Raw genomic sequence first — 21,332 nt, 5'->3', positions numbered from 1 at the left:
AAGGCAGGGCCTACCTTATAAAGTAGGCCCTGCCTTTTTAATTAGGAAGTGGTTATGCATCCTCTGGCGTCTGCTGCACCTGCTTTGCCCAGCCTGCCAACTTTCTGGCAACGTAGTCCCCCACCCAATACAGGGGCGGGGCCAGCCATAGGGGCCGATCTGTCGCCAGGGCGCCGTCTGTGTACAGAGCTGCCAAAAAGCTAAAAACCAACGTCCCTGCGCACAGGGCCCACAGCCCCCTGCCGCTTGCTGCTTTTACCCTGCTGAGGGATAGGGGCATCAGCAGCACTGTCCCTATCCCAGCGGCTACAGCCCCTGCCGCTGGAAGGAACAGCCCCAGGTCATACTCCGTCTTTTCCTCCAGGAAAAACCGTGCCAGCTCTTCCTGCTTTTCCCGCAGCAGTTCTACCCAAAAGTCAAAGTCTGACCACTGGGCAGGCAGCAGTTCCGGGGGAATCTGCATAGAAAAGCCCGTCAGCCACAGCCCTGCAAACCACAGTGCCCCCGCTGTCAACAAGCAGGCCAGAAACACCGCTGGGTATTCCAATGCCCTAAACCCGGTCCGCAACAAAGGGCTGATGGCCGAAAGCACCAACACCCATACCGGCAGTTGGGAGAAAAAGCCAGCTATTCCCGCCCAGGTACGGGCTGCGCCCCATACGCCATCCAACCCCAGCCGGCCGGAGAATTCCACAATATACCGATGGGGCCAACTGCCTGCCGGTATCTGTAAAGCCAGCCGCCCCAGCCCGGTGTCACCGGCAAGGGCCTGTACGGCCAGCACAGGCCGCTTCCCGGATAAGATACCTCGTACCGTCAAAGTGCGCCCGTTCCACCTTACCTGCGATCCTACCGGCGCCGGGCTGCCGAACAGTTCCATTGCCGTGCCCTCGTCCAAAAGGCACCCCTCCGTGTCCCCTGACAGTAGCGGCGCATCAGAGGGCACCAGCAAGGGGGAATCCCCCGCCAATAATAGAACGTTTAAGGTCGTGCTACGTGCCAGGTCAGGGTTCTCCACAACCTGCCCCACACGCTGTCCCCACAGCACAAAAGCCGCTGGTTGCTGCTCCCCCTCTTCCTGCCGGGCCAGCGCCCAGGCCGCAGAGCCGGTCAAGGACTCACCGCTCAAGGATAACAGGCGCAAATCCGGGATATCAGCCAGCCGGTAAGCTTGCAACCGGGCCAGTGCCAACCCCATCAGGAAAAGCCCGCACAGGGCCAGCCGCCACCAGCGCCCCCGGCCCATCAGCCTACCTCCTGCCGGATACGGTCCCCAGCCTTTACAGGCTTGCTAGAAAAAGCCAGATATTTCTGCCCATAAGCCAGCGCATTGTCCGTTAGCGCCGCATAGCTTTCGTTCTTCTCTTGCACGGTTACATCCAGCCGGGCGGCAGTGGTTTCCTGTCCCAACACGGTCTGTACGGTTTGGGGTACCAGCAGGTAGTACCGGCCGTTCTCCTCATGCAAAACGCTCAACGGTACGCAGGTGGGGTATTGCCGGGACTTTCGCACACAGACCATCTCTGCTGTCTGCCCAATCTCCAGCGTACCTGCCGGTAGCCGAACCGTTACATCCAACAAAGTGGGATCAGCGGCGTTTTTCCCTACGCCATCTACCGTCAGCCCCGTGATCGGCTCCCTGCCGTCCCCCTGTTTCAGGGTAACGGCATCCCCGGAAGATAAGTATTTTTCCTGCTCGGCGGGTACCTGGGCAGTGAATACCGCCCCCCCGCTGCTGTCCGCCAACAATACGGCTGTCCCTTCCGGCACAGGCTGGCCCGGCTCAACCAACAGCGCTGTGACCGTGCCGCTCTCCGGGGCCCGGATCACCCCACCACTCTCCAACAATTCTGCCAGTTGCTGTACCTGCTCTGCCTGTATCTCCCTGGCCAACCGCTCCTTGTCCCCGGTGCTGTCCGGTGCATCAGGGCGCTGGGCGTCCTCAACCGTTCTTCGCGCTAGCCGAAGGGCCGTTTCCCGGTTCTCTACTGCCCGGTCATAGTCCTGCTGGGCCGTTTCTACCCCCTGCTGTAGCAGGCTGGTGTTATCTGCCTGCTCGTTCTGCGCTTTTGCCTCCTCCAAAGCCCTTGCAGCCGCTTGCTCGGCCTGCCGGGCAGCCTCTGCCTTAGCGGCCACCTCCGCCAGCATTGGCTGATACCCTGCCCGCACAGCTTGTTCGGCGGCATCCGCGTCCCCGCCACTTTCTGTCGCCTCCTGCCTTGCCTGGGCCACAGCCTGTTCCAACTCCTGCTGAAGGGCTTGTTCCTGCCCTTCCAAGGTCTTTAGCGCCTCCTGTTCCGCCTTAAGCGTAGCCTCCAAAGGTGTCAGATCAATCAAAACAGGTGGCACATACGTTTCCAATGCGGCTTTTGCCCGCTCCAGTGCCTGTATGGCCCGTTCCACCTCCTTGTTCGCCGACTGTTCGGCGGCGGCATAGTCTTGCTGAGCCCGGATAAGTGCTGTAGCCCTGGCCTGGCTGTCCAATTCTTCCCGGCCCGCCCGATCCCGCAGATCCATATCCATCTTTTCCAATTCCTGTTTAGCAGCCGCCAATTTTTCTTCCAAATCAGCCTGCTCAAGGGTAAAAAGCGGGGCGTTTTTCTCCACCTTGCCACCGGTTTTTACGGCCACCCCTGCCACCCGGATACCCGGACAGGTGGTAACTGCCCGGGCCGAAAGTTCCCCGGCCTTGCCATAGGCGGTAATGGTACGGTCAATGCTCCGCTGGCTGGCTGTTTCCAAGGTAACACGGGGGATGGTAAGTTCGTCCGCTGCCCGGGACAGGATGGTGAAGAGAAACATGAGCAGCAGGAAACCGGCCAGCCAACGTAGGGCCTTTGCCCGGAGGCTGGCTGCTTTTTTCACCCGAAGGCGGCCCAGGCGGGGCTTTGCCAGGTGGCGCATGGGTGGTCTTTCCATATGGCTAAGCGCTCCTTTCTAAGATAATGAATCAAATCCGATCCCCTACCCCTTTACCGCCGCGGCAACAATACCCTGCTCCAGATAATCGCGCCCGCTTAAAAAAACCAGCAGGGCCGGGATCAGCGCAACCGTTGAACCTGCAAAAGCAGGGCCAGCCCGTTCCAGGCTAATGTTTGGCAGGTAAAGGGACAGCGGCCATAGGGTTTTGTCTTTCAGGAAAGCCAAAGGCTGCTCGATCAGGTTCCAGCACTCTAGAAAGCCCAGTACCATGGCCGAAACCAGCCCCGCCGACCCCAGTGGCAGCCCGATATACCAGAACACCTGGAACCCGCTACGGGCATCCAGCCGGGCAGATTCCAGCACGGCCTCCGGGATGGAACGGAAAAAGCGGTACATGATGAACACCGGGAAGGTAGAAAAGGCCCCAGGCAAAATCACTGCCCAACGGGTATCCAGCAGCCCCAGGCGGTCCAGGGCCAGAAAGCTGGAAAGCATAGTCACCTGGAAGGGCATCAGCATTAAAATGACATACAGGGCAAACAGCGCCCGCCGCAGGGGAAACCGGTATCTGGCGAATCCCCATGCCGCCGGGGCCCCCACCGCCAACTGCCCCAGCAGGATGCCAACTGTCATCCACAGGGTGTTCCAGAACATATGGAAGAACTCCGGGGAGTCCAGCAGCAGTTCCACCGCCGGGCGCAGGGTGGGTAGCCGGGGCAAAAGGCTCCAGCGAGCGAAACTGCCCCTTTGGGCCAATAGCACAGGCCCCAGGTTTTCCCGCAGTTCCCTCTGATCCATAAATGTACCTGCCAGCAGGAAGGCCACCGGCGCGCACACCAGCAGAGCAGTCCCGCCCAGCAGAGCCAACAGGGACAGGCGGCGCAGCAGTTTCTTCATCTCCTAGCCCTCCCTATCCAGCCGGTTTTGCAGCGGGAAAATCAGCAGCAATATTACACCGCATACCATCACCGCCCCGGCCGCCATCCGGTCAAAGGACAAATCCCTAAACCAGTTATTGAACAGGTGCTGCAATAGGTACATACTCTCATGGGGGTAATCCCCGCCTACCAAGTAGGCTTCCCGGAACACCTTGAAGGAGTTTAGCAGGGACAGCACCGTAACCGTGGCAAAGGTAGGCAGTAAACTTGGCAGGGTGATATGCCTAAACAGCCGCCATTCCCCGGCCCCGTCTATCCGGGCGGCCTCATACAGGCTGTCCGGTATGCCGGAAAGCCCTGCCATCCACAGCACAATGTCATAGCCCAGGTTTTTCCATAAGTAGCTGCCCACCAGCACCCAAAAGGCGGCAGGGCTGTTCATCCACCGTATCGGGTTGACCCCCAGCCCGTCCAACAGGCCATTGACAATGCCGTTTTCGTGGAACAGCACTTGCCAGACCAAGGCCACTGAGGCCACAGGTATGGCCATAGGGAACAGGAAAGCTGTTTTGAGCATAGGCCCCACCTGTTTCTCCCGCTGCAAAAACACCCCCACCAGCAAGGAGAGCAGCAGTAAGGCCGGGATACACACCCCCACAAAACGCAGGGTATTCTTGCACGCCAACTGGAAAGCCGGGTTCCCCAAGGTAGCGGCATAGTTGCCCAGCCCCACCCACTGCTCAGAGATCGCCCCCACAAAGGAGCGGCGTACCACGTCCAGGAAGGGCACCAGCACAAACAGGCTTACCCCCAGCAGGCTGGGCAGGACAAACAGCAGCCCGGCCCACTCCCGCCGGCATTTTTGCAGGCTTTTCTTTTTCATGATTCGGACAGATACAGGTTTACCTTGCTCATAATCTCCTCCACGGCAGCATCCAGGTCCATCTCCCCCATCAGCATATTGACCCCCGGATCAATCACCGCGTTGCGCATCACTATGTCCTGGTATGCGGGCGTGTCCAGCCCCTCCAACAATTCTACCAGTTCGTTCTCCTCCACTGGGGTCAAATCCCGGTACTGGATATTAAACTCCTGGCCGTCCTGGCCGAAAACACTGGCGCCTACGCTGATACCGGTATAAGAACCCGCGTTTGACAGCTTTTTCAGTGCCGGAATACCTACCGGCAGGCAATTATGGGCATTTTCCTGGTTCTGGTTGGTAAGCATAAACCTTACAAAATCCTGAGCCACCTCCTGGTGCTGGCTTTTAGCGCCAATGCCCACCAACCCCTTAGGGATAAACACATTCTCTACCTGCCCCTTCAGGGGGGCGTAACCATAACCCTCCACCTTGTCCAGCACGGTTTTCAGGCAGTTATATCCACTGGGCTCTATCATGGCCCCCACTTCCATGGCGGAAACCCCTGTCAGGATATCCGCTCCCATCAGCCCAAAGCTGTTGCTATAGAACATGGTCCCGTCATTCTCAGGCCGGCCTGTGCTCTCCGCATCGTAGATGCGCTTGGCCGCAAGCAGGAACTCCCGCAGCTTTTCCTGATTTAAGGTCCCGTCCTCTTGCAGCCAGGAGGGGGCACATACGTCATAAAGCCTGTCAAGCGCCATATAGGGCCAGACCAGGCCACAAATGGAGTTTTGCTCGCTGTAGGGATGGGCAGCGCGCTGCTCCTCCACGGCTGCGGCCAGGGCCTCTAGGCTGTCCAACTGAGGCAGCTTATCCTGCGGGGCAACCAGCATGGGCACATCAAAACCAGTAGGCACAGCGCACAGCTTGCCGTCCCGTGTATAAGCGCGCACAATATTTTCGAACAATTCTTCCTCCTGGCAAGCCTCGTCCACCAAATCGCTCAGATCGGTCAGTATGCCCTTTTCAATGTAGTTGTCCACCGGCATATCATCCAAAAAGAACAGATCCGGCCCTTTACCGGCCATGATGTTGGCGTTGAGCACCCGCAGGGAATCGGAAAGGGGCGTGGCCTCGCTGAACCCCTGGGCAATCTCCATGTTGATGAGCACATCCGGGTGGGCCTTCTGGTAGGTTGCAATGGCCTGGCGCACCGACGTGTTTTCATATACCAAAAAGGCGTTCAGCTCATTGGCAGGGGTGGCGTCCATCTCCGGGTCAAAGTGGTAGCGGAGGATGCTGAACCCTGTCCCTCCCTGAGAGGAGTCGCAGCAGGCCAGGAAACTGTTGCCCCCGGTCTTTACCATAAATTCTATGTTGCAGGAAGGATCCCCCATGGAGGTAAGCCCGCCCATCACCAACTGTTCTACACTGGTACCCCCCAAGGGGTGCCGGTACAGCCCGTTTCGCCCGCTGATATAGACGATATTCTCCTCCTCACTGCCAAACAGCAGCACCGGTCCCTCGCCGATATATGCCTCGTTCAGGTTCTCGCTATTCAGTTTGATCAGGTCTTCCTCCCCTTCCGGGATACGGCCGGTAAGGAACTGGTTCAGAACCGGGTCCGGGTCCTTCTTTTCCCAGGTATCCATATCGTACAGGCCAGCGCCATCAAAGTAGCCGGCTACCAGGGTATTGCCCACTACCGCAAAACTATCACAAGGGGTATCGCTGTACAGCGTATGCAGTATCTCCCCGGTTTCCAGGTCGAACTGATGGATACAGTTTTTGATATCCCCTATCAGCAGTGTGCCATCAGGGCCTACCATCATCTTTTGGGGGGCATTGGCAGGGGGCTCGTAATAAACGGTGCCATCCTCCTCCCCCACTGTAACAGTGGTAGAACTTCCCGTAACCACTTCTTCCTCATCGGCACTGCCCTCTTCGCTGGGGCCGTCCTCCGCCCCCACATCTTCCCCTGTGGTTGCAGGAGGATCATCAGGCAACTGGATAGGCAGTTGCCGCTGGTTACCATCTTTGTCCAAAAGATAGTAGCGGTAGATGCTTTTCACAGTTCCCGTTTTCTCGTCCATGGTTCCATCTTCCTCGCTCAAGGTAGAGAAAATGATCTCGCCCTCTTCTGTTATGCAACCGCTGCAGATAGCGTAGGTATCCATCGCTTCTTGCAGTTCGGGGGTTGCTATATCCATCCGTTCCCAGTTCTCTCCCCCGTCCAGGGATTGGAACAGCCCGTTGCCTCCTAGGGCTATCAGCCGGTCATCCTGCACTGCCAGGGCCTGTACCCAAGCTGTATCCGGCTTGCCCATCGTGGTTTCCACATAACGGCCCTTGCCCTGGCGTCCGTCCCCAACCTCCGAACTCTCCGGCTCGCTGCCCTGGCAAGCGGTACACGCCAGCAACATAGTTCCGGCCAGAAACCAGGCCGCAGCCCGCAATCCTGCTCTCCTCCATCTCTGTATCCGTTTCTTCATCGCGCTAACATCCTTTCTCCGTTAGATTCTACCCCCATCTTACACCATCAATCTCTAAATCATCTCTAAAACTATAAAGAATTCTTTCCTTTTTGGCAGGTACTGTATCCGGTTCTACTGAGAAAGTTATTTGACAGCCATCCCATTTTTTGGTAAAATTATAGCACAAAAATGCTGATATAGGAAGGAGTTTCCATATGAATGACAAGGTAAAGGCACTACTGGCAGGCCACACAGACGGGCATTTGATGCCTTTCTTCTGGCAGCACGGGGAGGACGAAACCACCCTGCGCCGCTATATGCAGGCCATAGACGAGGCCAACTGCCAGGCTGTCTGTGTAGAAAGCCGTCCCCACCCGGACTTCTGCGGGCCAAAATGGTGGCAGGATATGGACGTGATTTTGGATGAGGCCCGCCGTCGGGGGATGAAAGTGTGGATTTTGGATGATAGCCACTTCCCCACCGGCTATGCCAACGGCGCGTTAAAAAACGCCCCGCCGGAACTGCACCGGCAGAGCGTCTGTGCTACCATACTGCATCTGGAGGGCCAGGCGGAAACCGTTACCCTGCCGCTGGCCGGGCTTATCCCTCCTGCCTATCCCTCTATGGGGCCAATGGAGGAATTTGCTCTACCGGCCATGATGCCGGATCCGCCCCACTTTGACGATGACCAGGTTATTGCCCTGACCGCCGTAAAGGAGGGTACCGGGGAGGCTGTCTATATCCCCTATGCCGGGGAAGATACCGTAACCTGGCAAAAGCCCACGGGTAACTGGAACGTGTATGTCATTGGCCTGAGCCGGAACCTGGGCTACCGCCGGGAATATATGAATATGATGGACGAGCGGGCCTGCCGTCTGCTCATCGACGCGGTATATGCGCCCCACTGGGCCCACTACCAGGCTGATTTCGGCAAGACCATTGCCGGTTTCTTCTCTGACGAACCCGACTTGGGTAACGGCCATCTGTTCTGGTTTGACAACCCGCTGGGCACGGACCAGGATCTACCTTTTGCCAATACCCTGCCTCCCCTGCTGGAAGAGGCCTTGGGGGAACATTGGGCCAACCAGCTATACCTGCTGTGGGACAACGCCGCCGATCCCCGGAAAACTGCCCGGCTACGCTATACCTATATGGACATCGCTACCCGGCAGGTACGGTCATGTTTCAGCCGGCAGATCGGCCGGTGGTGCCGGGAGCATGGGGTGAAGTACATCGGCCACCTGATTGAGGACGGCAACGCCCACGCCCGCACCGGGGCCAGCCTGGGCCATTACTTCCGTGGCTTGGACGGTCAAGATATGGCCGGCATTGATGACATTGGTGGGCAGGTACTGCCTCAGGGCGAGGATGGGCCGGATACCGGCACTATGGGCCAAAAGCGGGACGGGGAATTCTACCACTTCATGCTGGGCAACCTGGCCGCCAGCGCTGCCGCCATTGAACCCCAAAAGCACGGCGACGCTATGTGTGAGATTTTTGGGGCCTATGGCTGGGCAGAGGGCTTGCGCCTGGAAAAATATCTGGCCGACCACTTCATGGTGCGTGGGATCAACCATTTTGTGCCCCATGCCTTTAGCCCCGCGCTCTTCCCGGATCCAGACTGCCCGCCTCATTTCTACGCCCATGGACACAACCCCCAGTACCGGCATTTTGGCCGGCTGATGGCCTACATGGACCGGGTCTGCACGCTGATCTCCGGTGGCCGGCGGCTTAGCCGGGCAGCGGTGCTGTACCACGGCGAGGCCGAATGGGCCGGCACGGCCATGTTAACTCAAAAGATCGCCCGTCCACTCACCGAGGCACAAATTCAATTTGATACCCTGCCTTGCGATGTGTTTGCCGAACCGGACCGCTATCACACCCAAACCCAGAGGGGCCTACAGGTAAACGGCCAGACCTACCGCCTGCTGCTTGTGCCGGCAAGCCAGTTCCTCCCCAGTGCGGCGGCCCATGCCCTTGCCGGTCTGATAGAGCAGGGATTCCCCGTCCTCTTTGTAGGCGGTGCACCCCAGGGCCTCTCTGACAGTGATGCACCTTTGCCCGAAACCTTGCAGCAGGCTCAGGCCCTTCCCCTTGGCCAGGTGGTTTCCGCTGCGGAACAAGCCGGGGCAAGGGATGCCGCCCTCGCCCCGGCAGATAGCTTTGTGCGGGTATTGCACTATCAGGGGGATGTTGCTCTGTACTACTTTGTAAATGAAGGCACTATCCCATACATAGGTACGGCAGAACTGCCTGAAACCGGCCCCTGTTACTGGTATGACCCCTGGGAAAACACCATTTTTCCCGCGCAAATCAACAGCGGCAGCCTCTCCCTGTGCCTGGAACCCTTGCGGGGCTACCTGCTAATTTTGGACGAACCTGACCCGTCCCTGCTTAAAGCCCCCGTAACCCCCGGTTGCAAGGAACTTCCCCTGGCCCCCTGGCAGCGTTCTACTTGCCAAAGCATTGAATACCCCACTTTTGGCCCGGCAAAAGCAGTCACACTACCTGACCGGTTGGCAGAGGAACAACCAACCTTTTCCGGGTTTGTGCGCTATGACAGTGCCTTTACTTACAGCAGCGGCCAGTTAACCCTGGAAGTGACCAACGCCATGGAAGGCGTTGAAGTATTTGTCAACGGCCAGACTGCCGGTATCCAGATCGTCCCACCCTTCCGCTATGATTTGACGGCCCTTGCCCGGCCCGGAGAAAACACCTTGCGCATTGAGGTTGCCACCACTTTGGAGCGCTGGGCCTACACCGTCAGCAAGGATGACCCCACTGCTCAGTTTATGGGCGTACAGGAACCAACTTGTGGCAGCGGGATCACCGGGGAGGTCAAACTCACCATGCAAACCTAAACCCGGCCTAGCCTTCCTATAACCCGCTGATCTGGAATGGCCGCCAGCCGACTGAATTTGGAACCAGTACCGCAGCTATATTCCCTACAGCGGGGTTTTCGCCATTAAAACCCTGCTCTGGGACGGCCTGGGTCATCCCGTCTCTGCCAAGGATGCTCCGCCCTTCCCGGTATGGGTAGCAGTCTACCGTTTCTATCTCCACCGCCTATCACAAACCGATTTCCCTGGCGGCTTTCACCAGCCAGTTGATCTTCTCATATGGCAACTCAGTGGGCAAGGTGCAGTCTGCGCCCAATATGTAATGGGTAGGGCCAACCCGCCGGATTAGCCCCCTTACCTCCTGGGTCAACTGTTCCTTGTTGCCTTCGGTCATCACACCGCTGCGGTTGGGCAAGCCGCCCATCAACACTTTTCCAGGAAATAGCCTTTGGCCCTCTTCCATAGACAGGGGAGCCTCATAGACGCCCCAGTTTACCACATCACAAAATGCCCCATAGCTCCGGTAGCGCTCCATCTGTAGTTGATCTTTACAAATATGCAAGAAAACGCCCAGCCCTGCTTTGCGGATTTCAGAGAGGATCAGCTTGTCAAACGGCTCAATCCACTGGGAGAACTCCCCGTCTGTAAACCATCGGCCCTCGCCCCCCAAAGCCGCGTAGTAGACCCCATCTACGCCTGCCTCTTGATAACCCCAGGCCAGTTGGCACATCCCCTCGGCAATCCGTTTCATGGCATCCAGTACAGGCCCCTCGTTTTCCCGCAGATGTTCCACTAAAAGGGTCCGTGCCCCATCATAGCCATATGCCTGTTCAATGGGGTGGATGGTGGAGGCCGTAATGCCGTGGAGCGTCCCCAGAGAATACCCCTCCCCAGAATATTGATCCAAAATAGCCCTTGAAAACTCCAACTGCCTTTTTACGAAGGGCGTTTCCTGCTTAACAGGCGCAATACAGTTCCAATCCTCTGGCCGCCGGATCGCCCCTTGGGCAGGCACCAGGTTCTCATTCATGATCTTCACCAAATCTGTATCTGTTTCCCGGAAAAACTCCAGGTGGGCCTGTACCCCGGCCTCCCCTGCGTTTTTGCCCTCAGGGAAATGTAAGGAAAACCCCACGGGTATATGGTCGGGCTTTTCCCCCCGCAAAACGGCTGAAACCCTTTGTTTTTTTGTCATACTGTATCCTCCTTTTCTTAAAAGGCAGCGTCGCGCAAAGCTGGTGCGTGGATGCTGCTTTATTTAAACCATAGGGATGAGAAAGTAAACAGCAGGGATGGGAAAACTGTTCAGCCTGTGTGGAACTGGGAACCCCCTCCCACTTTTAACCACATGGAAAGCCGCTTACAGGTAGTTTTGCAAGCGGCTTTCTTCCTAATTATTCCTCAGGCAGCCCGTTTTTGCCAAAAATCACAGGTTTTCCTGTCCGCCCGGAACGATAGATCGCGTCCAGTATCCGGGTGACAACGATGGCCTGTTCCGGTTTCACCACCACATCAGTATGATTCTTCACTGCATCCAGCCACATCCTGGCCTCCACATCGGAGGGCTTTTCCACTTTCACCCCATACGAGGTAATCACCGTTGAATCCGGCGTAACCTGCTCCGTCACCCATTTGTTGTACTTAACCCGGTTGATGCGCAGCCCATCTTTCATATCCGCGCCGGCCTTTATGCCGCAAAGGGAAGTTTTTGCCTCCCCAATATCCAATGTATTCAACGCCCAAGAGGACTCCAATAAAATGGTGGCGCCGTTTTCCATCACAATAAAACCAAAAGCGGAATCTTCCACCGTGATTTTATCAGGGTCCCAATCCCCATAAGAATTACCGGTTTCCTTTTGGCCACCCAGTTTACGGAATACACTACCCACGACCAAGTGGGGCTTATAGTTGTCCATCATCCACAGGGTCAGGTCCAAGGCATGGGTGCCGATGTCAATCAAGGGCCCGCCACCCTGCTCATACTCGTCTATAAACACGCCCCAGGTAGGTACCCCACGGCGGAGCAGGGCATGGGCTTTGTCATAGTAGATTTCCCCCAGTTCTCCCGCGTCGCAGGCCCGTTTCAGATACCAGGCATCAGGCCGGTAGCGGTTCTGGTAGCCAATGGTCAATTTCCTGCCGGTACGCCGGGCTGCATCCAGCATCTTCTGGGCCTCTTTTCCATTGATGGCCATAGGTTTCTCGCACATCACATATTTTCCTGCCTCCAGGGCGTCCACTGTAATGAAACTATGTTCACGATTGGGGGTGCAGACGTGTACAATGTCAATGCACTCGTCTTTAAGCAGCTCCCTATAGTCCGTGTACACGTTTGCGTCCTCTGTTCCAAAATCCTGCCGGGCTTTTTGCGCACGCTCCTCCATAATGTCGCAAAAGGCTTCCAGTTCCACATCAGGCTGCTTGCTGAGGGAGGGCATATGTTTGCTGTTGGCTATCCCGCCGCAGCCAATGATGCCAATCCGGATCTTTTTCTCTTCCATCTGTCTATCGCTCCTTTATTTATATTGTTTGATTGGTATTTCCCGTGAACCAGGATGATTTTCTTAGATATGCTAAGAGCCTGTCACCCCTTCACCGCACCAATAGCGATACCCTTTACAAAGTTGTTCTGCATAAAGGGATAGATCACCAGAATGGGCAGGATGCCCACCACAGCAATGGCCATGCGCAACGTTGTTCCCGGAATTTTACTGATGTAATCTGCCGCCCCCGTCATGGAGGCGTTGGTCTGTAGGAACTGGATATCGGACAGCATCCGGTTCAGTAACTGCTGAATGCTAAACAGATCTGCTTCCGTAACGTAGACCATCCCGTTATACCAGTCGTTCCAGTAGGTAATCCCCGCGAACAGGCACACCGTAGCAATGATAGGCTTGCCCATAGGCAGGATAATCTTATAGAATATCCGCATTTCCGAGGCGCCGTCAATCTGGGCCGACTCAATGATTGCCTTTGGGATACTGTTCTGAAAAAAAGTGCGCATGATCATTACCCAGTAGGCATTCAGCAACAACAGGGGGACGATCAACCCAGCCAGTGTGTTCTTCACCCCCAGGTAGGTGGTATACAAAAGGTAGGTTGGTACCAGGCCCCCATTGAATAGCATCGTAAAAAACACCATAAAGCTTAAAGCTTTCCTACCCGGAAGGTCTGCCCGGGACAGAGGATAGGCCAGCATGGTTGTAAACAGCAGGTTCCCCGCAGTACCCACCACTGTGACCAGCACGGTGATCCCGTAAGCCTGTAGGATCTGGCCGCTGCGCTGGAACAGGTAGCGGTAAGCATCCAGGCCCCACTTTTCCGGAAAAAAGGAATAGCCGTTTGCCACGATGGTGTTGTTGTCTGTAAACGATGAAATAATCAGCAGTAAAAAGGGAATAACGCAAGCAGCGGACGCCAAAATCATAATCACATGGGACACTGCCTGGAAAACCCGTTCCTCCCGTGCTTTCATAAGGTTTTTTCCTTTCCATGTATCAGAATAAAGCGTTCTCCGGCTCCAGCCTACGTACGATCAGGTTGGAAATCAGCACCAGGATAAACCCTACCACCGACTGGTAAAGCCCCGCTGCGGAGGACATTCCGATATCCCCTAACTGCATCAGGCCGCGGTACACGTAGGTGCTGATTACATTGGTGGTTGGATACAGGGGGCCTGCGTCCATAGGCACCTGATAAAACAGGCCAAAATCCGAATAAAATATCTTCCCAATGGCCAAAAGAACCATAATGGTGATAACCGGCGATATAAGCGGCAAAATGATTTTACGGATCTGCTGCATCTTGGTAGCCCCTTCCAGGGCCGCGCATTCCAGATACTCCCGATCCACGCCCAGCACGGCGGAGTAGTAGATGATGCTCAGGTACCCCACATTTTTCCAGGCATCCACAATTATCAGGATGGCTGGCCACTTGCCGGGGTCTGTGTACCAGGAAACCGGCTCCAACCCCAGCAGAGGGAGCACGCTGTTGTTAAGGAACCCTGTGTCGCTGCTTAAAAAAGCGTTGACTAAGTAGCTGATAATCACCATGGAGATCAAATAGGGCAGCAGCGTTACGCTTTGGTAAAACCGTTTGCTCCTTTTGGCAGTCAGTTCACTGAGGATAATAGCCAGGCAAATCGCCAGGAAGGTATGGACAATGATGAAAGCAATGTTATACAGCAGGGTGTTCCGGGTAATGACCCAGGCATCTTGGGTGGCAAATAAGTACTTAAAATTGTCAAACCCGGCCCAGTCGCTGCCCAATATACCCTTTTTGAAATTTACATTTTTAAAGGCAATGACCAGCCCAAACATGGGCAGATAGTTGTTGATCAGCAGGTAAAGCAGCGCAGGTACCATCATCAGGTAAAGTGGGATGAATTTTTTCAGTTTCTGCAGCTTATTCTTGCTCCTCATAGCTGCTCTCCTCCAGTCTTTTTTGCTTTGCGAAGGGCCTCCATCCGCAAGCTGGGAGGCCCTCCGCAAGAAGAGATCCATGTAATATATCTGAACTCCCCTTTTACTTCTTTCCGTTTTCCGCAGCCCAGGTGTCCAACTGGGCCTGTTTCTCCGCAATAATCTTATCGATACCGGCAGTTTCCAGTTTCTTTACAGACTCAGGGATGGCCGTTTCCGGGTCTACCAGGCCAGAGGTTAGGGACACGGCATACTCGCTGACCACATTGGAGCAGGCGGCCAATTCGGTCTTGACCGTAGACGAATCATAGGAGAACCCAAAAGCATTGGACTTTTTTGCATCTTTATTGAATGCATCGGTTTCCTCCCAAATGGTGGGGGAATCGCCGTTCCAGACATGGGAGATAAACTGGTTGCCAAGCATCCAGCCCGCGTTAAGGTTGTACCCGGAACTCTCGCCGGTAACACCTTCGGGATAATCGATCAGGCCGCTATCCAGCACCTCATAGTGTTCCCCTTCGATCCCCCAGGCCAGCAGGTTCATTACGGTTTCATCAGAATACATCAGGTTCAGCAGTTGCATAGCCTTCTCCGGGTAGTCGGTATTTTCCGGGACTGTCCACTGGATGGACTGCACCACTGTGGTATTCGTTGTGGGGGCCATAACGCCAACTTGCGCCATTTCTTTGCCAATACTCTTAGACTCCTTAAAAGCGTAACCAGGCTTTAAGGTAGACAGGGCCGAGAAAGCCGTCCCTGCCTTAAAATAAGAGCGGGCGTTCTCACCGGATGTTACCACATCCTCCGAAATGTACCCTTTTTCAAACCAGTTGCGCGTCATCTTCGCCATTTCCATATACGCATCGCTGGCATACAAATTGACTACGGTCAAGTCTTCGCCATAGTCCAGCAGGGCCCCCAAACCATCCGTCAACAAATCCGCACCAGGAATCAGATACTCGGCAGCATACGTGACCTCCGTGCCGGTAACAGGGGTAACACCGGGCTCGTTGGCCTTGATGATCTCAAACGCTGCCTCCATATCGCTAAAGCTGTGGAGGCTGTCCAAATCGATATGGTTCCTCTCGGCCATCTCTTTATCGATCAAGAACCCATACTCTTTGGCCAAATCCCGGTTCGTCGTCAACCCGTATAAGCCTGTACCAACCCGCCCGGCATTCAAAAAGTCCCAGCCAATGGCATCTATAATCCTCTGGCCCTCCGACTCTACCAGGGATTCCAGCTCTTTCAAATGCCCCTTGGAATACAGGCTCTGGAACCACTGGTAATAGCAACACATCAGGTCAATCTGTTCCCCGCTGGACAGCATTAGATTGATCTGCTGCGGATAGTTGGACATATTGACCGTAAAGGGTTTTACAGTCACACCGATCTTCCCCTTTGTGTACTCGCTCAGGGCCTCAAATACCTGGTTCAACGCAGCAGGCTCGGTAGAGGCCCAAAAGGACATAACCAGTTCCGCTGGCTCCTCCCCGCCCTGGGGCTCTTCTGGCTGGACGGCGGAAACCTCCCCCCGGCTGCTGGTACTGCTGCTGTCCTGGGGCTTGCCACCGCAGGCGCTGATGGAGCACAGCAGGGCCACTGCCAAGCACAGGGCCAGCATTCTGTAGCCCCATTCCCTTGTACGTTTCATTGCGTTTCCTCCTTTTGTTTTTCAAATAGCGTCCTTTCGTTCAACTGTATTATAACCAAAAGGCTTTTTCAAAACTGCCGTTTTTGTAACCGGAATTGTTGATTTTGTGCCATCCTTTTAAAACCCGCCCCTTCTTCTCACCTTCCCACCGCTTGACATCGGCAAGTTTCTCCGTTATTATGATAAAAAAGAACGGCCATCGGCGAGGTGATAAACGTGAAAAAGTTTCCCTTCTCTAACAGTATCCGAACCGCCATCCCGCTTTTGTTGGTATCCATTATCGCGCCGCTTTTGGCCCTGCTGGTCATCAGCAACGTCTATTCCGCCTGGCTGCTGCAAAGCCAAGCGGCCAGCTTAGGCCGGAATACCATCTCCCTATTTGGCAACCAGGTGGATTCCATTTTGGCGATGATTGAGAAAAACCTGTTAAACATGGATATGAAGGATGGGGTGGCCTCCCCCGGCCTTTCTGTACAGGATGACCAGGTTCTGAGCCAGATGCGGGTGCGCAACGCTTTGGGGGAAATTTTGGGCACCTACGATTTTTTGGACGGTGTATTCACCTACAGTCCCAAGCAAGACCGTTTGACTGCCAGCATGGTAAGCTACGATAATCTTGCAAAAAAGCAGGCCCTGGTATCCCAAACAAAAGTTTATGCCCAGGCATTTGAAGACGGCGGGGTTTCTAACTGGACCGGCATCCAGATCGGGGATGATTTTTGCCTTTTACGCATTTTACGGCGGGGTAACTACGACATCGGTGTGTGGATTGACATTACCAAATTCCTGGGCTATCTGGGCAAGTCGGAAATCCATAAGCTGGACTATGTAGGGCTGGTATCCCAGACAGGAGCACCTTTATTCTCCGGCTATCCCCAGTTCTCCCAGCAATTTGACCTCCAGAAAAGCCAACAGGACTTTGGTATCTGCCGCTTTGACGGGGAAACTTATAACACCATCGCCGCTTCACTGGATAGCGGGGATCTGTCCCTGGTGGCCCTACTGCATACCACTAGTATTCTGCGTGGGCTTAGCACCTTTCAGGATGTAACGGCCCTGATCACTGTCCTGCTGGTTTTGGCCGCCCCTTTCTTTTTGCTCCTGATCCACCGCCGGGTCGTGGCGCCTACCCACCAGATCTGCTCCGTTATGCAGAATTTCGGCCACGGGAACCTGTCTATCCGTTTCCAACAGCCCCGGGTCTACAAGGAATTCCAACTGATCGGGGCCAACTTTAACCGTATGGCCGCGGAAATCAGCCAACTGAAAATATCCGCCTATGAAAAGCAACTGGATGCCCAACGGACAGAGATGCAGTTTTTACAGCTACAACTGACTCCACATTTTTATATCAACAGCCTCAATGTAATTTACAGCCTGGCCCAGGTAGGGGACTTTCCCACCATTCAGGAAATGGTGCTGGCCCTTACGAAATATTTCCGATACTCTTTGAAGTCCCACTCGGACCTTGTACCCCTTCAAGACGAAATACGGCATATGGAAAGCTATGTGGCCATACAAAAACTGCGCTACAGCAACCGGCTTTCCGTGTGCTGCCAAATCCCCCAGGCACTAACTGAACGGAAAGTACCCCTGTTTTTGTTGCAGACCTTTGTAGAGAACTCCATGAAGTACGCATTTACCGGGGAGGATTCGGTGCAGGTGGAAATCAACGCCTATCTCTCTGCCGGGCGGCTGGTTGTGTCCATCCAGGACAACGGCCCCGGCTACCCTGCCCATGTATTGGATGGAACGCTGCCGGAGGCCCCCGGTAATCCCCATGTGGGCATAGAAAATGTGCGCAAGCGGCTGGCACTGCTCTATCAGGATCAAGCCAGCCTGACCCTATCCAATCCGCCGGGCGGGGGCGCCCTGACCACGATCACCATCCCAATAGAGGGAGGAAACGCTTAAATGGCACATCTCTTGATTGTTGATGACGAGGATCTTACCGTAAAGCGCCTACGGGATTCCATTGATTGGGATTCCCTGGGTGTCGCCCAGGTGTCCACCGCTTTCAGTATGAGCCAGGCCCAAAAGATTTTCGGCAAGGCACAGGTCGACATTATGCTCTGCGATATTGAGATGCCCGCAGGCACCGGCCTGGAACTGCTGCACTGGGTAAGGGAGCAGGGCTATGGCACCATCAGTATTTTCCTCACCGGCCATGCCAACTTTGCTTACGCCAAAGAGGCCCTTTCCCTGGAAACTTTGGAGTACATCCTAAAGCCTGTTTCATTCGATGAAGTCAAACAGGCGGTTGGTAAGGCCGTCGCCCACATGAAGGATATGCAGACAGAACGGGGTAACCGGCAGTTGGCCTTTTTCCGTCAACTGGTTCAGGGGGAGATACTCCCTGTATGGGATTCCATCCGGCGCGCCGCCCACCAGTTCCATGTGGACATTACGCCGGAATACACCTGTACCCCTGTACTCATTGCCAGCAAGCAGGACTTTCAAAAGTAGGAGGAAAACAGCTATTGGGGCACCAAGCCGGCAGTGGTCAATATGGCTGTAGACTCCTTCCCCCAACTCCTCTGCCGCCCCCTACTCCTGGCCCACCAAATTCTCCTCCTGTTCCCTGGTTCCATCCCCCAGGACATCCTTTCCCAGGCGCTTGGTTCTTTTCTGGAAACGGCAGCCGCCACCTTACCGGCCGGTTTCCTACTCTGTGCAGGCCGGGAAGTCCCCCTAGACGAGCTTAGGCCGGAGCTCCTTATGCTTTTACACACAGAACATGATATCGTAGAAGTTTCAGGGGTCTTTTTCTTCCCTTACCGGGAGGAAAGCGGCACCCACTCCTGGACAAAGCCCAAACCCGACTTCCCGCTGTGGACCATCCTGTTGAGGCAAGGGGAGCCCAAAGGGGTGACGTCCCATGTCAAACAGTACTTGGAGTCTTGCCCCCAACTCAACCGGGAATTCCTATCCCGGTTCTATCAGCACTATCTTCAAATGCTGGGGACCTTCCTCAATCAAAAGCAAATTCCCTTTCAAAAGTTGGAAAGTTTTTTTCAAGAGGAGGCCGCCCATTCTCTGCCGCAGCTACTTAACTGGGTGGAAACCATCAACCAGCAGGTCTGCCGCCTACTGGATCTGGGAGATGAGGCCACTGTAGTCGAGCGCGCCAAGGCCTATGTAGAAAGCCATGTTTTGGGAGAAATCAGCCGCAACCAGGTTTCGGAAAATATCCACGTAAGCCCGGAGTACCTCTCCCGGACCTTCCGCCAGAAAACCGGCCAATCCCTGGTGGAGTTTATTACAGATGCCAAAATGAACGCTGCCAAAGAAATGCTGACCCACTCAGATCAGCCGGTAAGCCAGATCGCCGCCCAACTGGGATACAGCAATTTTTCTTACTTTTCCCAACTGTTTCGGGACCACTTCTCCCTTTCCCCTTCAGAATTCCGCAGGGTGCATTCGTAATCTGAGCATACCCGAATGCGTTTTCTGCCTGCATAGGGGAATTGCCCGCCCGGAGAACCAACCGCCACTATTCCCTTCACCTTTTTGCCATTGTATAGGAACCTAACGTCCACTCACCCTCAACTCACCCTGATAATTTTTCTCCTTGTACATTTCCGCTTTTTGGTATATAATATATTTTGATATATTCTCTATCAAGTTTCGTTTCCACCGAAAGGAAAAATGGCCATGAACCATATGAACCAGTTTTATAACCCTGCCCCACCTACCAACCATAGTCCTGCCCCGTCTGCGGCCCCTGCTCACCAAGCTTACCCTACCTATTACCCGCCCCAGCCAACCTATCCGCAGCCGGTTCAGGCTGTGCCCTATTATATCCCGGCCGGGTATCCCGCTCCAAGCTTTGCCGTTCAGCGCAAAGATCCCCGCAAGGTCCGGGCACGGTTTACCCTAAACCGCGCCGCTGCCATTGTCCTGCTACAGGTAACGGCCAGTGTACTGCTACAACTATTGCTTACACAAATCTTCCTGTTCGCCGGTATCGACGTCCGTACGGACACCCTGTCCCTTACGCTGATGTCCGGGGTCATGGCACCGGTTTGCACTGCCGGGCCAGCGCTGATTTATATGTTTGCCTATAAAGGCAGTTGGGGTGATTTTCTCCGCTTTGAAAAGACCGGCTTTTTCACCGGGTTTTTATGGGTATTAGCCGGGCTTGGGTTATCCATAGCCGGCAATTACCCTGCGGCTGTCCTGGAAACCCTGTTAGAAATGTTGGGTGCTAACGATTCTTTTGCCGTGATTGGCCAGGGCGACACCTGGGGCCGCTTTGCCCTGGACTTTTTCCTCGTTGCCATACTGGTACCTGTTGTAGAGGAATTTGCTTTCCGTGGCGTGATCTTCTCTGCCCTACGGCCCTTTGGCCAGGGCTTTGCCATTGTGGGCTCTGCATTGATCTTTGGTCTAGCCCACCTCACCCTTTACAGCGTGGTTTTTGCCACCATTGCCGGGCTGGGCATGGCCATAGCTTACGCAAAAACCCGCAACCTCTGGATCACTGTCTTTATCCATATCGCCAACAACGGCCTGGCGGTGTTGGGCAGCTATGCCAAACTTCTGCCCCTGAATTCCTGGATGCAAACGCTGTTCCAGGCCCTGCTCACGCTGGCCCCCCTGCTCCTGGGTGCTATTGCCTTTGTTATCTTGCTGATAATCGGCCACCTCCGCAAACAGCGCACACGGGCTGCTTATGCCCAACCCCAACCGGCGCCCATGGCCCTTCCCCCGCTGCGCGGTGGGGAAACCGTTGCCTGCATCCTCTCCACCCCGCTGATATGGGCTGTGTTTGTCCTGGCACTGCTGGACACCGCGGTGCTCTTCCTGTAATGGAACGGGAGTTCCTACCGGAAAAGCGCTATATGCTCCGGGCCCTTGCCCTGGCCCAAGAGGCTGCCGCCGCTGGTGAGGTACCCGTAGGCGCGGTTGTAGTATGGGACGGCCAAGTGATAGGGGAGGGCCGCAACCGCCGGGAAACCTCTGGTAATGCCTTGGCGCACGCCGAGGTAGAGGCCATCGCGCAAGCCTGCCGGAAAGCCGGTACCTGGCGGCTCACCGGCGCGCACCTGTACGTGACCCTGGAGCCTTGCCCCATGTGTATGGGGGCGGCCATCAATGCCCGGTTAGGACGGGTCATTTACGGCGCAGACGATCCCGCCGCTGGTTGCTGTGGTTCTGCCACCGACCTGCGCCTGCTGCCCGCTGCCCCACCCATCCACGTCTATCGCGGCCTCTGCGAGGATGCCGCCCGCTCATTGCTCCGCGACTTCTTTCAGCGGTTGCGGTAAGGTTAAGGCTC

General features: G+C 55.4%; 16 protein-coding genes. 6 read left to right on the top strand and 10 right to left on the bottom strand.

The window, feature by feature from the left end:
• Positions 1–52: 52 nt before the first annotated feature.
• From U8U01_RS09275 to U8U01_RS09255, 5 genes are read right to left on the bottom strand one after another with little or no spacing between them, the layout of a single operon-like run.
• Positions 53–1,246, bottom strand: a complete 1,194-nt coding sequence (locus U8U01_RS09275; RefSeq protein ID WP_322173589.1) for an ABC transporter permease — start codon at positions 1,244–1,246, stop codon at positions 53–55.
• Positions 1,246–2,919, bottom strand: a complete 1,674-nt coding sequence (locus U8U01_RS09270; protein WP_322173587.1) for an HlyD family efflux transporter periplasmic adaptor subunit — start codon at positions 2,917–2,919, stop codon at positions 1,246–1,248. Before U8U01_RS09270 ends, U8U01_RS09275 begins: the two co-directional genes overlap by 1 nt.
• Before the next feature lie 45 nt (positions 2,920–2,964).
• On the bottom strand, positions 2,965–3,819 hold the full coding sequence (locus U8U01_RS09265) for a carbohydrate ABC transporter permease (RefSeq protein ID WP_322173586.1): 855 nt from the start codon (positions 3,817–3,819) through the stop codon (positions 2,965–2,967).
• A 3-nt stretch (positions 3,820–3,822) separates the two neighbouring features.
• Complete coding sequence (locus U8U01_RS09260; RefSeq protein ID WP_322173584.1) at positions 3,823–4,683, bottom strand: carbohydrate ABC transporter permease; 861 nt, start codon at positions 4,681–4,683, stop codon at positions 3,823–3,825.
• The gene (locus U8U01_RS09255) at positions 4,680–7,154 is read right to left on the bottom strand and encodes an extracellular solute-binding protein (protein ID WP_322173582.1); all 2,475 of its coding nucleotides are present in this window, start codon (positions 7,152–7,154) and stop codon (positions 4,680–4,682) included. The genes U8U01_RS09260 and U8U01_RS09255 overlap by 4 nt, the downstream gene beginning before the upstream one ends.
• A gap of 197 nt (positions 7,155–7,351) precedes the next feature.
• Between U8U01_RS09255 and U8U01_RS09250 the strand changes: the two genes are divergently transcribed.
• Positions 7,352–9,997: a glycosyl hydrolase family 2 protein gene (locus U8U01_RS09250; protein ID WP_322173580.1), complete on the top strand. Its 2,646-nt coding sequence runs from the start codon at positions 7,352–7,354 to the stop codon at positions 9,995–9,997.
• A gap of 208 nt (positions 9,998–10,205) precedes the next feature.
• Here U8U01_RS09250 and U8U01_RS09245 read toward each other — a convergent pair whose 3' ends face one another.
• The 5 genes from U8U01_RS09245 to U8U01_RS09225 all read right to left on the bottom strand — a co-directional run bounded on the left by U8U01_RS09245 (position 10,206) and on the right by U8U01_RS09225 (position 16,051).
• On the bottom strand, positions 10,206–11,171 hold the full coding sequence (locus U8U01_RS09245) for a uroporphyrinogen decarboxylase family protein (RefSeq protein ID WP_322173578.1): 966 nt from the start codon (positions 11,169–11,171) through the stop codon (positions 10,206–10,208).
• Positions 11,172–11,370: 199 nt separating this feature from the next.
• Positions 11,371–12,477, bottom strand: a complete 1,107-nt coding sequence (locus tag U8U01_RS09240; protein ID WP_322173576.1) for a Gfo/Idh/MocA family protein — start codon at positions 12,475–12,477, stop codon at positions 11,371–11,373.
• An 83-nt stretch (positions 12,478–12,560) separates the two neighbouring features.
• Positions 12,561–13,451 (bottom strand): carbohydrate ABC transporter permease, encoded by an 891-nt coding sequence (locus U8U01_RS09235; RefSeq protein ID WP_322173574.1) that lies wholly within the window; start codon positions 13,449–13,451, stop codon positions 12,561–12,563.
• Between the two features lie 22 nt (positions 13,452–13,473).
• The gene (locus tag U8U01_RS09230) at positions 13,474–14,397 is read right to left on the bottom strand and encodes an ABC transporter permease (RefSeq protein ID WP_322173573.1); all 924 of its coding nucleotides are present in this window, start codon (positions 14,395–14,397) and stop codon (positions 13,474–13,476) included.
• A gap of 103 nt (positions 14,398–14,500) precedes the next feature.
• On the bottom strand, positions 14,501–16,051 hold the full coding sequence (locus tag U8U01_RS09225; RefSeq protein WP_322173571.1) for an ABC transporter substrate-binding protein: 1,551 nt from the start codon (positions 16,049–16,051) through the stop codon (positions 14,501–14,503).
• Positions 16,052–16,267: 216 nt separating this feature from the next.
• On the opposite strand from U8U01_RS09225, the gene U8U01_RS09220 reads away from it, so the two are divergent.
• The 5 genes from U8U01_RS09220 to U8U01_RS09200 all read left to right on the top strand — a co-directional run bounded on the left by U8U01_RS09220 (position 16,268) and on the right by U8U01_RS09200 (position 21,321).
• Positions 16,268–17,965 carry a sensor histidine kinase gene (locus tag U8U01_RS09220; RefSeq protein WP_322173570.1) on the top strand — a complete coding sequence of 566 codons (1,698 nt, stop codon included), beginning with the start codon at positions 16,268–16,270 and terminating at the stop codon, positions 17,963–17,965.
• A complete protein-coding gene (locus tag U8U01_RS09215) occupies positions 17,966–18,517 on the top strand; it encodes a response regulator (RefSeq protein WP_322173569.1) in 552 nt (183 codons plus the stop codon).
• Positions 18,518–18,559: 42 nt separating this feature from the next.
• Complete coding sequence (locus U8U01_RS09210; RefSeq protein ID WP_322173662.1) at positions 18,560–19,477, top strand: helix-turn-helix transcriptional regulator; 918 nt, start codon at positions 18,560–18,562, stop codon at positions 19,475–19,477.
• A gap of 228 nt (positions 19,478–19,705) precedes the next feature.
• Positions 19,706–20,863, top strand: a complete 1,158-nt coding sequence (locus U8U01_RS09205) for a CPBP family intramembrane glutamic endopeptidase (protein WP_322173568.1) — start codon at positions 19,706–19,708, stop codon at positions 20,861–20,863.
• Positions 20,863–21,321 (top strand): nucleoside deaminase, encoded by a 459-nt coding sequence (locus U8U01_RS09200; protein WP_322173566.1) that lies wholly within the window; start codon positions 20,863–20,865, stop codon positions 21,319–21,321. Before U8U01_RS09205 ends, U8U01_RS09200 begins: the two co-directional genes overlap by 1 nt.
• Positions 21,322–21,332: the final 11 nt, after the last annotated feature.

Origin of the sequence: Acutalibacter caecimuris (genome assembly GCF_034335085.1) — a bacterium.
Classification (GTDB): Bacteria; Bacillota; Clostridia; order Oscillospirales; family Acutalibacteraceae; genus Acutalibacter; species Acutalibacter caecimuris.
Note: the sequence above shows the minus strand (reverse complement) of the source record. Positions and strands in the feature narration are given on the sequence as shown.

Bases quoted from the DNA above. Each gene is read 5' to 3' on its own strand.
- U8U01_RS09275 (WP_322173589.1), bottom strand. From the start codon at position 1,246: ATGGGCCGGGGGCGCTGGTGGCGGCTGGCCCTGTGCGGGCTTTTCCTG.
- U8U01_RS09270 (WP_322173587.1), bottom strand. From the start codon at position 2,919: ATGGAAAGACCACCCATGCGCCACCTGGCAAAGCCCCGCCTGGGCCGC.
- U8U01_RS09265 (WP_322173586.1), bottom strand. From the start codon at position 3,819: ATGAAGAAACTGCTGCGCCGCCTGTCCCTGTTGGCTCTGCTGGGCGGG.
- U8U01_RS09260 (WP_322173584.1), bottom strand. From the start codon at position 4,683: ATGAAAAAGAAAAGCCTGCAAAAATGCCGGCGGGAGTGGGCCGGGCTG.
- U8U01_RS09255 (WP_322173582.1), bottom strand. From the start codon at position 7,154: ATGAAGAAACGGATACAGAGATGGAGGAGAGCAGGATTGCGGGCTGCG.
- U8U01_RS09250 (WP_322173580.1), top strand. From the start codon at position 7,352: ATGAATGACAAGGTAAAGGCACTACTGGCAGGCCACACAGACGGGCAT.
- U8U01_RS09245 (WP_322173578.1), bottom strand. From the start codon at position 11,171: ATGACAAAAAAACAAAGGGTTTCAGCCGTTTTGCGGGGGGAAAAGCCC.
- U8U01_RS09240 (WP_322173576.1), bottom strand. From the start codon at position 12,477: ATGGAAGAGAAAAAGATCCGGATTGGCATCATTGGCTGCGGCGGGATA.
- U8U01_RS09235 (WP_322173574.1), bottom strand. From the start codon at position 13,451: ATGAAAGCACGGGAGGAACGGGTTTTCCAGGCAGTGTCCCATGTGATT.
- U8U01_RS09230 (WP_322173573.1), bottom strand. From the start codon at position 14,397: ATGAGGAGCAAGAATAAGCTGCAGAAACTGAAAAAATTCATCCCACTT.
- U8U01_RS09225 (WP_322173571.1), bottom strand. From the start codon at position 16,051: ATGAAACGTACAAGGGAATGGGGCTACAGAATGCTGGCCCTGTGCTTG.
- U8U01_RS09215 (WP_322173569.1), top strand. From the start codon at position 17,966: ATGGCACATCTCTTGATTGTTGATGACGAGGATCTTACCGTAAAGCGC.
- U8U01_RS09210 (WP_322173662.1), top strand. From the start codon at position 18,560: ATGGCTGTAGACTCCTTCCCCCAACTCCTCTGCCGCCCCCTACTCCTG.
- U8U01_RS09205 (WP_322173568.1), top strand. From the start codon at position 19,706: ATGAACCATATGAACCAGTTTTATAACCCTGCCCCACCTACCAACCAT.
- U8U01_RS09200 (WP_322173566.1), top strand. From the start codon at position 20,863: ATGGAACGGGAGTTCCTACCGGAAAAGCGCTATATGCTCCGGGCCCTT.